Genomic DNA, 13,515 nt, shown 5'->3' on the forward strand with positions numbered 1-13,515 from the left:
AACCATGTCGGCCAAACAGAAGCCTGTAAATACCCCGTTGCACTTACTCCAACAATTGTCGGGCAGCCTGCTCGAACATCTGGAAAGCGCTTGTTCCCAAGCCTTGGCCGATGCAGAAAAACTGCTCGCCAAACTGGAAAAACAACGCGGCAAAGCGCAAGAAAAGCTGCACAAATCCCGCACCAAACTGCAAGACGCCGCCACTGCCGGCAAGGCCAAGGCACAAGCCAAGGCCAAAGACGCTGTTAAAGAACTTGAGGACCTGCTGGACGCCCTCAAGGACCGCCAAGCCGAAACCCGCAGCTACATTTCCCAACTCAAAAAAGACGCTCAGGAAAGCCTGAAACTGGCTCAGGGCGTTGGTCGTGTGAAGGAAGCTGTCACCAAGGCGCTGGGTACTCGTACTCCGGCTAAAGCTGTCGCAGCCAGCGCGGCCAAGAAGCCAGCGAGCAAGGCTGTTGCAGCGAAGGCGCCGGCTAAAACGGCCGCCAAGCCAGCTGCTAAAGCTGCCGCTGCAAAACCAGCCGCCAAGCCAGCCGCTAAAACCGCTGCTGCGAAACCAGCCGCCAAGCCAGCCGCTAAAGCTGCCGCTGCAAAACCAGCCGCCAAGCCAGCCGCTAAAACCGCTGCTGCAAAACCGGCCGCTAAGCCAGCTGCTAAATCTGCTGCTGCCAAACCAGCCGTTAAGCCAGCCGCTAAAACTGCTGCTGCCAAACCAGCCGCCAAGCCAGCCGCTAAAACCGCTGCTGCAAAACCAGCCGCCAAGCCAGCTGCCAAAACCGCTGCTGCGAAACCAGCCGCCAAGCCAGCTGCTAAAACCACTGCTGCCAAACCAGCCGCCAAGCCAGCTGCCAAAACCGCTGCTGCAAAACCGGCCGCCAAGCCAGCCGCTAAAACCACTGCCGCCAAACCAGCCGCCAAGCCAGCTGCAAAACCGGCCGCAAAACCCGCTGCCAAGCCTGCTGCGGCAAAGCCAGCACCTGCAAAGCCAGCAACTCCCGCAGCAACTGCAGCTACCCCGGCAGCGTCCTCCGCTCCAACCGCATCCGTCGGCAGCGCTGCTGCACCGGCAGCGCCAAGCGTCACCCCAACCAGCGCTTCCTAAGCGCGGGTGACCATGACGCGCAGCTGCTGCAGCGCGTTGTGGTCAAGGTTGGCGGCTTCGGTCGCCAGACCTTCAAGCCATTCCTGTCGACCTGTCACCTCATTGCTCGACCATGACTGCGCCAGCGCTTCCAGGCGCATCAGCAAGGCTCGCTCGGCCTCCAGCTCCAAGGCCTTGACCTGCTCTCGCAATTCAGCCAGTTGCGCATCCTGCTGTGCCATTCCCCGCCATTGCACACGTACCGCTCGCAAAGGTTCGACGACGTGCATCCGCCACGGTCGCGCAAGCTGTTGCAGTGCCACGACGCGCTCGGGCAGCCGCGCCACACCCCGTTGTTCCAGCCACGCACCACACAGCAGCAGGCACACATCCGCTCCCTGTTCCTGCAACCGCAGGCAAGCGGCCTCCACACCGGGGCGGGCATAAGTCGAGAGGGCAAAGCTCCACAGGTCAGCGCACATATTCACACCCAAGCCAGCGGTCAACGAAGCTGGTAGACTCCGCCGCCATTATGATCCGACTTCAAAGCCTAACATTACAGCGTGGCCCGCAACGTCTTCTTGAAGATGCCGAGCTGACCCTGCACGCCGGTCACAAAGCCGGCCTGATCGGTGCCAATGGCGCCGGAAAATCCACGTTGTTTGCCCTGTTGCTGGGTGAGCTGACCCCGGATTCCGGGGACTGCCTGCTGCCGGCCGACTGGCGCATCGCCCATATGCGCCAGGAGATCGACACCCTGGACCGCATCGCGATCGACTACGTGCTCGATGGCGACCTGCGTCTGCGCCAGGTACAGCACGACCTCGCCGCGGCGGAAGCAGCCCAGGACGGCGCCGCCCAGGCGCGCCTGCACTCGGAACTCGACAGCGCCGACGGCTACACCGCCGACGCCCGCGCCCGCAAGATGCTGGCCGGCCTGGGTTTTACCAACGAACAGATGGATCGCCCGGTCGCCGACTTCTCCGGCGGCTGGCGCATGCGCCTGAACCTGGCCCAGGCGCTGATGTGTCCCTCGGACCTGCTGCTGCTCGACGAACCGACCAACCACTTGGACCTCGATGCGATCCTGTGGCTGGAAGACTTCCTCAAGAACTATCAGGGCACCTTGTTGCTGATTTCCCACGACCGGGATTTCCTTGACGCCGTGGTCGACAATATCGCCCATGTCGAACAGAAGAAAATCACGCTCTACCGTGGCGGCTATACCGCCTTCGAGCGCGCCCGTGCCGAGCGTCTGGCCCAACAGCAGCAAGCGTTCGAGAAGCAACAGGCGCAACGTGCGCACATGGAAAGCTACATTGCCCGGTTCAAGGCCCAGGCCACCAAGGCCCGCCAGGCCCAGAGCCGGATCAAGGCCCTGGAGCGCATGGAAGAGCTGTCGGCGGCCCACGTCGATTCGCCGTTCGACTTCGTGTTCCGTGAGTCGGTGAAAATCTCCAGCCCCCTGCTCGATCTGTCGGATGCGCGCCTGGGTTATGGCGACAAGACCGTACTGGAGAAGGTCAAGCTGCAGCTCATACCCGGCGCGCGGATCGGTTTGCTGGGGCCTAACGGCGCGGGCAAGTCGACGCTGATCAAGAATCTGTCGGGCGAGCTTGAGCCTTTGGCCGGGCACCTGACCCGTGGCGAGAATACGGTGGTGGGTTACTTCGCCCAGCATCAACTGGACTCGCTCGATGCCAAGGCCAGCCCGTTGTTGCACCTGCAGCGCCTGGCGTCGAGCGAACGCGAGCAAACCCTGCGCGACTTCCTCGGAGGCTTCGACTTCCGTGGTGCGCGCATTGACGAGCCGGTGCTGAACTTCTCCGGTGGTGAAAAAGCCCGACTGGCCCTGGCCCTGATTGCATGGGACCGTCCGAACCTGTTGCTGCTCGACGAACCGACCAACCACCTGGACCTGGAAATGCGCCTGGCGCTGACCATGGCCCTGCAGGAATTCAGCGGTGCTGTATTGGTGGTGTCTCACGACCGCCATCTGCTCAAGAGCACCACCGATAATTTCCTGCTGGTGGCCGATGGCAAGGTCGAAGAGTTCGATGGCGACCTGGACGACTATGCCCGCTGGCTGACTGACTATCGTCTGCGCAATGCGCCGGTCAGCAACACCCCGGTCAACCCGGACAAGACCGATAAGAAAGCCCAGCGCCAGGCCGCCGCCGCACTGCGTCAGCAGTTGGCCCCGCACAAGCGCGAAGCGGACAAGCTGGAGGCCGAGCTGGGCAAGGTGCATGAGCGCCTGGCCAGGATCGAAACCAGCCTGGGCGACAGCGCCGTGTATGAGGCCGCGCGCAAGGATGAATTGCGTGACTTGCTGGCCGAACAGGCCAGGCTCAAGGTGCGCGAAGGGCAATTGGAGGAGTCCTGGATGGAAGCCCTCGAACTGCTTGAAACCCTGCAAGCGCAGCTCGAGGCGCTGTCCTGATGGACGCGTTGCAGCTGCCCTTGCCGGCGCAATGGATCGAACCTGTGTGGATCGGCGTGCAAATCCTGCTGATCCTGCTGGCCGGCTACCTTGCCCAGCGTTTTGTCGCCAAAGGCCTGACCCGCCTGGGTGAGCGCTATCCGTTCCCGCCGCAGTTGCTGATGCCGCTGCGTGGAGGCCTGCGCTGGCTGATCATGGGCAGCGCGCTGATCTTCGTGTTGGGCCGCCTGGGTGTATCTGCCACGGTGCTGTGGACGGCGCTGTCAGGCTTTGTGGCCGTGGCGGCAGTGGCGTTCTTCGCCATGTGGTCCGTGCTGTCCAATTTGCTGTGCGCCATTTTGATCTTCACCGTGGGTCCGTTTCGCCTCGGCGATATCGTCGAACTGGTGGACACCGTCGACAAGCCCGGCGTGAAGGGGCGCGTGGTGGCGATCAATCTGCTCTATACCACGCTGATCGAGGTGCAGGAGGCCGGCACCGACAGTGCGATGGTGCAAGTGCCCAACAGCTTGTTCTTCCAGCGTTCGGTACGGCGCTGGCCTGGTACGCACGTGTTCCCTGGCGACCGCTAGAATCATATCTTGTAAAAATTTATAGCCAGCCTTTGGTCGCCGGAGTTAGCTTAAGGCACAACCGCAAACTCCCTTTCGAGGTGTGCTATGGCACTCGACACGTGGCTGGCTTTTCTCGTGGCCAGCTGGATCATTTCCCTTTCCCCTGGCGCAGGCGCCATCGCCTCGATGTCCAGCGGCCTGCAGTACGGTTTTGTACGCGGCTACTGGAACGCCATTGGCCTGCAGCTGGGCCTGGCGATGCAGATTGCCGTGGTGGCGGGCGGCCTGGGTGCGATTCTGGCGACATCATCGACCGCGTTCTATGCGATCAAGTGGTTCGGGGTGGCGTACCTGGTGTACCTGGCCATCAAGCAATGGCGCGCCTTGCCGCTGGACATGACCGATGACGCGGCGATACGTCCGATCGGCAAGCCGCTGGCGATGATGTTCCGCGGGTTCCTGGTCAACGCCAGCAACCCCAAGGCGCTGGTGTTCATGCTCGCGGTGTTGCCGCAGTTCGTGAATCCACAGGCGCCGTTGGCGATTCAGTACCTGATCATTGGTGCGACGATGATCAGCGTCGACATGATCGTAATGGCCGGTTACACGGGGCTGGCCTCGAAAGTCCTGCGCCTGCTGCGCTCGCCCAGACAGCAGAAGCGTGTAAACCGTACGTTCGCCGGGCTGTTCGTCGGTGCCGCCGGTTTTCTCGCCAGCCTGCATCGCGCGACGGCCTGACTGAAGAGACTGGATCAAAATGTGGGAGGGGCGTGACGAAATAACACCTTGAGTCAAATCGGTTAAAGCTCAACAATAGTGTTACTTCGTATTTCCACCTGAGATTCATTCATGACTGCCCCCTTCCGTTTTCTCGCCTGGCTGATGCTGCCGGTGTTGATGTCGTGCAGCTTCAATCTATGGGCCGCGACCGCCGAAGGCGCACCACAGGCTCTGCATTTGCTCGATTACATCGGCGCCGACTACCCGCCGACGGTAGAGGCGGGCAAGGTGGTGGACGACTCGGAATACCGCGAGCAGGTGGAGTTTCTTGGCGTGCTGCAGGGCCTAGTAGCAGATCTGCCGGAAAAGCCCGAACGCGCCGAGTTGATAAAGGGCGTTGATGAGTTACTGGCGGCCGTCACTGCCCATGCAGACGGCGCAACTGTCGCCCGCCAGGCGCGTCAGTTGGGTGCCAAACTGGCGGTGGCGTATGAAGTCAGCCAGGCGCCGGCGATCACTCCAGATCCCACGCGCGGTGCGCCGCTGTATGCCCAGCATTGCTCGGTGTGCCACGGCACGGCGGGCGCCGGCGATGGCCCGGCCGCCATGGGCATGACACCGCCGCCGGCTAACCTGCGCGATGCCACGCGCCTGGATCGCTTGAGCCTGTATGCGATCTACAACACCCTGGGCCTGGGTGTCGAAGGCACCGACATGCCATCCTTTTCCGACCAGTTGGATGACCGTCAGCGTTGGGACCTCGCCACGTACATCGCAGGTTTCACAGCGGACCCGGCTGCGGCCAAGAGCGAACAGCCCTTCAACCTCGCCGACCTGGCGCGCCAGACGCCCAACGAAGTGCTGGCGGCAGACGGCCCTGCGGCCGCGGCGACCTTCCGCGCCCAGCGTGCACAACCTCCGCAGGTCAAGCGCGGCCCGGCGCAGTTGCTCGATTACACGTCCGCCACCTTGGACAAAAGCCTGGCCGCGTTCCGTAACGGCGACCACGAACAAGCCTATGACCTGTCGGTAGCCGCTTATCTGGAAGGCTTCGAGCTGGTGGAAAGCTCCTTGGATAACGTCGACGCCAATGTGCGCAAGGACACCGAGAAGGCGCTGATGGCCTATCGGCAGTCATTGCAGGACGGCCTGCTGATCGAGCAGGTGCAACAGCGCCTGGACGTGGCCAAGGGCAAGCTCGGTGAGTCTGCCGGCTTGCTCGGCGGCGACGGCCTGAGTTGGTCGTTGAGTTACATCTCCGGTTTGCTGATCCTGCTGCGCGAAGGCCTGGAAGCGATCCTGGTGCTTGCCGCGATCCTGGCTTTCCTGCGTAACACCGGCCAGCAATCGGCGGTGCGCAGCGTCAACGTCGGCTGGGGCCTGGCGCTGTTGGCCGGCTTGGCCACCTGGGCGCTGGCGGCGTATGTGATTGATGTCAGCGGCGCCCAGCGTGAATTGCTGGAAGGCTGCACGGCGCTGTTTGCCAGCGTGATGGTGCTGTGGCTGGGCGTCTGGATGCACGACCGGCGCCACGCGGCGGCCTGGCAGGACTACATCAAGAGCAGCCTGGTGGGCGGCGGTGGGCGCTTTGGCTTTGCGCTGCTGGCATTCTTCTCGGTGTACCGCGAACTGTTCGAAGTGATCCTGTTCTACGAAACCCTGTGGCTGCAAGCCGGCCCGGCCGGGCACGAAGCGGTGCTGGCGGGTGGCGCCACCGCCCTGGTGCTGCTGGTGGGCCTGGCCTGGGTGATTCTGCGCGGTTCGGCGAAGCTGCCGCTGGCGCTGTTCTTTGGCATCAACGCCGCGCTGTTGTGCGCGCTGTCGGTGGTGTTCGCCGGGCATGGCGTCAAGGCGCTGCAAGAGGCAGGCATCTTCGGTACTCGGCCGGTGGCGTTTTTTGACTTTGACTGGCTGGGCATTCATGCCGATGCGTATTCGTTGAGTGCGCAGGCCGTGGCGATACTGGCGATCGTGGTGCTGTATGGCCGCAGTCGCCTGGCCGAGAAGCAAAGGGCGGCGGCGTAGGCATGCGGGTCTGGATCGACGCGGACGCTTGCCCACGGGCGGCCAAGGATCAGGTGGTGAAATTCGCCCTCAAGCGTCAATTCGAGGTGGTGCTGGTGGCGGGGCAGAGTCAGATCAAACCGGGCTTTTCCTGCGTGAAGTTGATCGTGGTGCCCAGCGGCCCTGACGCAGCCGATGATTACCTCGTTGAACACGCAGTGCCTGGCGAACTGGTGATCTGCAGCGACGTGCCGTTGGCTGACCGGCTGGTGAAAAAGGGCGTCACGGCCCTTGACCCACGGGGCAAGGAGTTCAGCCCGGCGAACATGAGCGAGCGCCTGGCGGTGCGTAACCTGTTCACCGATCTGCGTGAGCAAGGCCAGATGGGCGGCGGGCCGCCGCCCCATGGTGAGAAAGACAAGCAAGCGTTTGCCAATGCGCTTGACCGCCTGCTTACCCGTTTGATGAAGCCTCTGTAGGAGCGAGCTCGCTCGCGAAGAACGTCAACGATAACGCGGGCATTCTGGAGGGACGCTGCGCTCTTAGATTCTTCGCGAGCAGGCTCGCTCCTACAGGAAGAGGGCGTCAGTCGTTTTCGTGGGTCAGTTCCAGCACCCGGTCTACCAGCTTGTTGATGCCCGACGCGACTTCACTGATGTTCTTGCCCAGCATATAGGCCGGCGTACTCACCAACTTGCGCGCGGTGTCCTCGACAATGTCTTCCACTGTGCATTCCTGATGGGTGGCGCCCATTTTGTCCAGGGCGGCTGCGGTGTCGGCATCGTTGCCGATGGTGCAGGTCACGCCGGGGCCGTAGATTTTCGCGGCCAGGGCAGGGGAGATGCAGATCAGCCCCACAGGCTTGCCGGCTTCGGCAAAGGCTTCGGCCAATGCCAGGACCTGAGGGTTGACGCTGCAGCCGGCGCCTTGCACGGCAAAATCCGACAGGTTCTTCGCCGCGCCGAACCCGCCCGGCACGATCAGCGCATCGAAGTCAGCAGCGTTGGCCTCGCGGATATCCTTGACCGCGCCTCTGGCGATGCGCGCTGACTCCACCAATACATTACGCGATTCGGGCATTTCTTCGCCGGTGAGGTGGTTGATCACATGCAACTGCGCAATATCCGGCGCAAAACATTCAACGTGAGCGCCGCGCTGGTCCAGGCGCAGCAGGGTGATCACGCTTTCCTGGATTTCTGCACCGTCGTATACGCCACAGCCGGAAAGGATCACTGCAATCTTTTTGCTCATGGGCATTTCTCCTGATTCATGGCGTTAAATGTCTACTAATTTGTAACCTGTTGCCAATGGGAACTCACGCCACTGCACCTAATCTTGCTGTAACAAAAAAAGACCGGACTAGCCCATGGACTTCGTGCCTTACGCGGTACCGTTTTTCATTGCGTTGATCGTGGTTGAGCTGCTGGCCGACCGCTGGCGCGGTGCGCGCAACTATCGAGTGGCGGATGCCATCAACAGCCTCAGCACCGGGGTGCTGTCCACCACAACCGGGTTGCTGACCAAAGGTGTGGGCCTTTTGACTTACGCATTCGCCCTCAAGCACCTGGCGCTGATCGAGTTGTCGGCCCGGAGTGCCTGGACCTGGGTGTTCGCATTCGTGTTCTACGACTTCTGCTATTACTGGCTGCATCGCATGGGCCATGAGCGCAATATCCTCTGGGCTGCGCACTCCGTGCACCATCAGAGCGAGGACTACAACCTCACCACCGCGCTGCGCCAGACCAGCACCGGCTTCTTGCTGAGCTGGATCTTCTACCTGCCCCTGGCCGTGCTCGGTGTGCCGTTGGTGGTGTTCATCAGCGTGGCTTCGCTCAACCTGCTGTATCAATTCTGGGTCCATACACGTCACGTTCCCAAGCTCGGCTGGTTCGAATGGTTCTTCGTCACCCCGTCCAATCATCGGGCCCACCACGCACAGAACGCTCTCTACATGGATCGCAACTATGGCGGGGTGTTCATTTTTTGGGATCGGCTGTTCGGCACGTTCCAGGAGGAAGATGACAACGAGCCGGTGATCTTCGGTGTCACCACGCCCCTGGCCAGCTGGAACCCGCTGTGGGCAAACCTGCAGTTTTATGCGCAGCTGTGGAACGATGCCCGCCGTACTGAAAGCCACTGGGACAAGCTGCGCATCTGGTTTATGCGCACCGGCTGGCGCCCCGCCGATGTGAAAGCCAAGTATCCGCTGGCCAAGCCGGACCTGGCCCGGTTCCGCAAATTCGAGGTGCCGCTGGACAGACGCCAACAGGTCTACGTAGCGCTGCAATTCGCAGTTTACGTGGGGTTTGGCAGCTATCTGATGAATATCGGCGAAGGTCTGCCTACGGAGGCGCTGGTCCTGGGCTGGGGTGCGATGGCGTTGGGGCTGTTCACGTTGGGGGTCGCGCTGGAGAATCGCCCGTGGGCGCTGAAGGCCGAGTGGGTGCGCCTGGGGCTGAATGTGCCCTTGGTAGGGCTGGCCCCGTGGGTCGGGCTGTGGCCCGCCGGCAACCTGGGCTGGCTGGGCCTGGCGAGCTACACCGCGCTCAGCGTGATCGGCCTCTACTGCTGCAGGGGCCGGCTTACGCGTCTGGCGTCTTAGGCGTTTCGACCGGCGCGGGTTCGGCAGCGCGCCGAGCCTTGGCCTCGGCGCATGCCTCGCGGGCGATGCGGGCATTCTTGAAGCGGCGTCGCAGCCACAGGCCAAAACCCAGCACCAGCAAGGCGCCCAGTACCCACAGCTCGTATTTCTTGACGCTGCCGAGCATGCCTTCGAGCACTGCGCCGAAGTGGTAGGCCGCAGCCCCCAGCGCTGCCGCCCATATCGCTGCACCAATACCGTTAAGGATCAGATAGCGCAGGGGCGGGTAGCCGGACAGGCCAATCGCCACGGGCATGACCGTGCGCAAACCGTAGACGAAGCGAAAGCTCAGTACCCAGATATCCGGATGCTTGCGGATATGCTCCAGCGCCTTGTCGCCCATCAATTGCCAGCGCGGTTTGCGCGCCAGCAACTTGCGGCCGTGCTTGCGCCCCATGTAGTACCAAAGCTGGTCACCGGCGTAGCTGCCGAAGAAGGCAACGACCACCACCAGGTTGATATCCATGTATCCACGAAACGCCAGGAAGCCTGCGAGTACGAGGATGGTCTCGCCTTCGAAGAACGTGCCGAGGAAGAGGGCAAAGTAGCCGAAGTCATGCAGAAATTGTTGAAGCATGGTCTAGGGTGCTGGCGAAATGAACGCGCAGCCTACGCCTTCACGAAGATTCATGAAAGTATCGAGATGTGTCACGAAGTGAACAATTCCTGTGTCAGTGCAGAATGTGACTACAGGTCGCATCGATAAGCACAACTGTCATTCGTTCGTCATAATGGCCGCTTATAACTGCACCGCTCGCCCGTAAACGCGGGCTCAGGAGTCTGTCGTGAGCTTTACCCCCGCCAATCGGCTGTTCCCCGCCACGCGTCTGCGTCGTAACCGTCGTGATGATTTTTCGCGCCGTCTGGTACGTGAAAATGTACTGACGACGAATGATCTGATCCTGCCGGTATTCGTGCTGGACGGCGAAAATCGCCGGGAAGCGGTGGCTTCGATGCCAGGGGTGGAGCGTTTGAGCATCGATCTGCTGCTTGAAGAAGCCGCGCATTGGGTGGCGCTGGGCATTCCGGCGCTGGCGCTGTTCCCGGTAACGCCCGCAGAGCTCAAGTCACTTGACGCGGCCGAAGCCTGGAACCCGCAGGGCATCGCCCAGCGCGCCACCCGCGCCCTGCGCGAGCGTTTCCCGCAGCTCGGGGTGATCACCGACGTAGCCCTCGATCCATTCACCACCCACGGGCAGGATGGCATCCTCGATCCGTCAGGCTACGTCGAGAACGACATCACCGTCGATGCGCTGGTCAAGCAGGCCTTGTCCCACGCGGCGGCGGGTGCCCAGGTGGTGGCGCCGTCGGACATGATGGACGGTCGCATCCAGGCGATTCGCGAAGCGCTTGAGTTGGCCGGACATGTCAACGTGCGGATCATGGCCTACTCGGCCAAGTATGCCAGCGCCTATTACGGCCCCTTCCGCGAGGCGGTGGGCTCGGCCCTGAACCTGGGCAAGGCCGACAAGGCTTCGTACCAGATGGACCCGGCCAACAGCCAGGAAGCCCTGCACGAAGTGGCGGCCGACCTGGCCGAAGGCGCCGATATGGTGATGGTCAAGCCAGGGATGCCTTACCTGGACATCCTTTGCCGGGTCAAAGAGGAATTCAAAGTGCCGACCTTTGTCTATCAGGTCAGCGGTGAATACGCCATGCACATGGCCGCAATCCAGAATGGTTGGTTGAGTGAAGGGGTGATCCTCGAATCCCTGACAGCCTTTAAACGTGCCGGCGCTGATGGCATTCTGACCTACTTCGCCGCCCGCGCTGCCCAATTGCTTAGAGAGCAACAATAGCCCTCACAGGAACACTCATGAATACCGAAGGACTTACAGAAGTTGTCGTAAAAGACGCTCATCCGGTGGTTGAACAAGTCGCCGAGACCCCGCCGGAGCTGGAGCCGGCCCCGCCTGCTGTGGTTGCCGAAGCGCCGGCGCCGGCGCCGGTTGCCGTGGTCACCAACCTGGATGACAGCAGCCTGTACATCCACCGCGAGCTGTCACAACTGCAATTCAACATCCGCGTGCTGGAACAGGCGCTGGATGAGTCCTATCCGTTGCTGGAACGGCTCAAATTCCTGCTGATTTTCTCGAGCAACCTGGACGAATTCTTCGAAATCCGGGTCGCCGGCCTCAAGAAGCAGATTACCTTCGCCCGTGAGCAAGCCGGGGCCGACGGCCTGCAACCGCACCAGGCCCTGGCGCGCATCAGTGAACTGGTGCACGGCCATGTGGACCGCCAATACGCGATCCTCAACGACATCCTGCTGCCGGAACTGGAAAAACATCAGGTTCGCTTCATCCGTCGCCGTCACTGGACCACCAAGATCAAGACCTGGGTGCGCCGTTACTTCCGTGACGAGATCTCACCGATCATCACCCCGATCGGCCTCGACCCGACGCACCCGTTCCCGTTGCTGGTGAACAAGAGCCTCAACTTCATCGTCGAGCTGGAAGGCATCGACGCCTTCGGCCGCGACTCGGGCCTGGCGATCATCCCGGCGCCGCGTCTGTTGCCACGGATCATCAAGGTACCCGAAGAAGTGGGGGGCGCTGGGGATAACTATGTATTCCTGTCGTCGATGATCCATGCGCACGCCGATGACCTGTTCCAGGGCATGAAGGTCAAGGGCTGCTACCAGTTCCGCCTGACCCGTAACGCCGACCTGGCGCTGGACTCCGAAGACGTCGAAGACCTGGCGCGTGCCCTGCGCGGCGAGCTGTTTTCGCGGCGCTACGGCGATGCGGTGCGCCTGGAAGTGGCCGATACCTGCCCCAAACACCTGTCGGACTACCTGCTCAAGCAGTTCAACCTGGCCGAATCCGAGTTGTATCAGGTCAATGGCCCGGTCAACCTGACGCGCCTGTTCAGCATCACCGGCCTGGACAGCCATCCGGAGCTGCAATACAAGCCGTTTACGCCGCAAATCCCGAAACTGCTGCAGAACAGCGAGAACATCTTCAGTGTGGTGAGCAAGCAGGACATCCTGCTGCTGCACCCCTTCGAGTCGTTCACGCCGGTGGTCGACCTGTTGCGCCAGGCCGCCAAGGACCCTCACGTGCTGGCCGTGCGCCAGACGCTGTACCGCTCAGGCGCCAACTCGGAAATCGTCGATGCGCTGGTGGATGCTGCGCGTAACGGCAAGGAAGTCACCGCAGTGATCGAGCTGCGAGCGCGCTTTGATGAGGAGTCCAACCTGCAACTGGCCAGCCGTCTGCAAGCGGCCGGTGCGGTGGTGATCTACGGCGTGGTCGGCTTCAAGACTCACGCCAAGATGATGCTGATCCTGCGCCGCGAAGCTGGCGAGATCGTGCGCTACGCCCACTTGGGCACCGGCAACTACCACGCCGGCAACGCCAAGCTCTACACCGACTACAGCCTGCTGACCTCCGACGACGCCTTGTGCGAAGACGTCGGCAAGCTGTTCAGCCAGCTCATCGGCATGGGCAAGACCTTGCGCATGAAGAAACTGCTGCATGCGCCGTTCACCCTGAAGAAGGGCATGCTCGACATGATTGCCCGCGAGACCCAGTTTGCCCTCGACGGCAAGCCGGCGCACATCATCGCCAAATTCAACTCGCTGACCGATCCGAAGATTATCCGCGCGCTGTACAAGGCCAGCCAGTCGGGCGTGCGCATCGACCTGGTGGTACGTGGCATGTGCTGCCTGCGCCCGGGCATTGTCGGCGTCTCGCATAACATCCATGTGCGCTCGATCATCGGTCGCTTCCTGGAGCACACGCGGGTGTTCTACTTCCTGAACGGCGGCGAAGAGCAGATGTTCCTCTCCAGCGCCGACTGGATGGAGCGCAACCTCGACAAGCGCGTGGAGACCTGCTTCCCGGTGGAAGGCAAAAAGCTGATCATGCGCGTCAAGAAGGAGCTGGAAAGCTACCTGACGGACAACACCCACAGCTGGAGTTTGCAGTCGGACGGGCGGTATGTACGCAACACGCCGACCGGCAACCAGAACGCGCGCAGTGCTCAGGCGACGCTGCTGGAGAAGCTGGGCAGCCCGATCCTGACGGTGAACTAGAGCCCAGCGCGGTCTGAAAAATGTGGGAGG

12 protein-coding genes are annotated in these 13,515 nt (G+C 61.9%); 9 read left to right on the forward strand and 3 right to left on the reverse strand.

Features of this window, described 5'->3' with window-relative positions:
* Positions 1-4 precede the first annotated feature (4 nt).
* Positions 5-1,105, forward strand: a complete 1,101-nt coding sequence (locus tag BFP89_RS27755; protein ID WP_083208106.1) for an AlgP family protein — start codon at positions 5-7, stop codon at positions 1,103-1,105.
* On the opposite strand, the gene BFP89_RS19315 is transcribed toward BFP89_RS27755, so the two are convergent.
* Positions 1,102-1,566: a TIGR02444 family protein gene (locus BFP89_RS19315; RefSeq protein ID WP_065886990.1), complete on the reverse strand. Its 465-nt coding sequence runs from the start codon at positions 1,564-1,566 to the stop codon at positions 1,102-1,104. The two genes, BFP89_RS27755 and BFP89_RS19315, sit on opposite strands and share 4 nt — an antisense overlap.
* A gap of 50 nt (positions 1,567-1,616) precedes the next feature.
* Between BFP89_RS19315 and BFP89_RS19320 the strand changes: the two genes are divergently transcribed.
* The 5 genes from BFP89_RS19320 (at position 1,617) to BFP89_RS19340 (ending at position 7,284) form a co-directional block, all read left to right on the forward strand.
* Positions 1,617-3,527: an ATP-binding cassette domain-containing protein gene (locus BFP89_RS19320; RefSeq protein ID WP_065886991.1), complete on the forward strand. Its 1,911-nt coding sequence runs from the start codon at positions 1,617-1,619 to the stop codon at positions 3,525-3,527.
* On the forward strand, positions 3,527-4,099 hold the full coding sequence (locus tag BFP89_RS19325; RefSeq protein WP_065886992.1) for a mechanosensitive ion channel family protein: 573 nt from the start codon (positions 3,527-3,529) through the stop codon (positions 4,097-4,099). The genes BFP89_RS19320 and BFP89_RS19325 overlap by 1 nt, the downstream gene beginning before the upstream one ends.
* 87 nt (positions 4,100-4,186) lie before the next feature.
* Positions 4,187-4,819, forward strand: a complete 633-nt coding sequence (locus BFP89_RS19330; protein ID WP_065886993.1) for a LysE family transporter — start codon at positions 4,187-4,189, stop codon at positions 4,817-4,819.
* Between the two features lie 111 nt (positions 4,820-4,930).
* Positions 4,931-6,826: a cytochrome c/FTR1 family iron permease gene (locus tag BFP89_RS19335; RefSeq protein ID WP_065886994.1), complete on the forward strand. Its 1,896-nt coding sequence runs from the start codon at positions 4,931-4,933 to the stop codon at positions 6,824-6,826.
* A gap of 2 nt (positions 6,827-6,828) precedes the next feature.
* Entirely contained in the window at positions 6,829-7,284 is a 456-nt protein-coding gene (locus tag BFP89_RS19340) for a YaiI/YqxD family protein (RefSeq protein WP_065886995.1), read from the forward strand.
* A gap of 106 nt (positions 7,285-7,390) precedes the next feature.
* Here BFP89_RS19340 and elbB read toward each other — a convergent pair whose 3' ends face one another.
* Positions 7,391-8,056 carry an isoprenoid biosynthesis glyoxalase ElbB gene (gene elbB / locus BFP89_RS19345; protein WP_065886996.1) on the reverse strand — a complete coding sequence of 222 codons (666 nt, stop codon included), beginning with the start codon at positions 8,054-8,056 and terminating at the stop codon, positions 7,391-7,393.
* A gap of 115 nt (positions 8,057-8,171) precedes the next feature.
* Here elbB and BFP89_RS19350 point away from each other — a divergent pair, with 115 nt between their 5' ends.
* Entirely contained in the window at positions 8,172-9,407 is a 1,236-nt protein-coding gene (locus BFP89_RS19350; RefSeq protein ID WP_065886997.1) for a sterol desaturase family protein, read from the forward strand.
* Here the strand turns inward: BFP89_RS19350 and BFP89_RS19355 are convergent.
* A complete protein-coding gene (locus BFP89_RS19355) occupies positions 9,388-10,023 on the reverse strand; it encodes a DedA family protein (protein WP_065886998.1) in 636 nt (211 codons plus the stop codon). The two genes, BFP89_RS19350 and BFP89_RS19355, sit on opposite strands and share 20 nt — an antisense overlap.
* Positions 10,024-10,231: 208 nt before the next feature.
* On the opposite strand from BFP89_RS19355, the gene hemB reads away from it, so the two are divergent.
* Together hemB and ppk1 are read left to right on the forward strand one after the other, a co-directional pair.
* Positions 10,232-11,245 carry a porphobilinogen synthase gene (gene hemB, locus BFP89_RS19360; RefSeq protein WP_065886999.1) on the forward strand — a complete coding sequence of 338 codons (1,014 nt, stop codon included), beginning with the start codon at positions 10,232-10,234 and terminating at the stop codon, positions 11,243-11,245.
* 17 nt (positions 11,246-11,262) lie between these two features.
* A complete protein-coding gene (gene ppk1, locus BFP89_RS19365) occupies positions 11,263-13,485 on the forward strand; it encodes a polyphosphate kinase 1 (protein ID WP_065887000.1) in 2,223 nt (740 codons plus the stop codon).
* Positions 13,486-13,515 lie beyond the last annotated feature (30 nt).

The sequence above is a fragment of the Pseudomonas sp. 31 R 17 genome (assembly GCF_900004915.1).
GTDB classification, from domain to species: domain Bacteria; phylum Pseudomonadota; class Gammaproteobacteria; order Pseudomonadales; family Pseudomonadaceae; genus Aquipseudomonas; species Aquipseudomonas orientalis_A.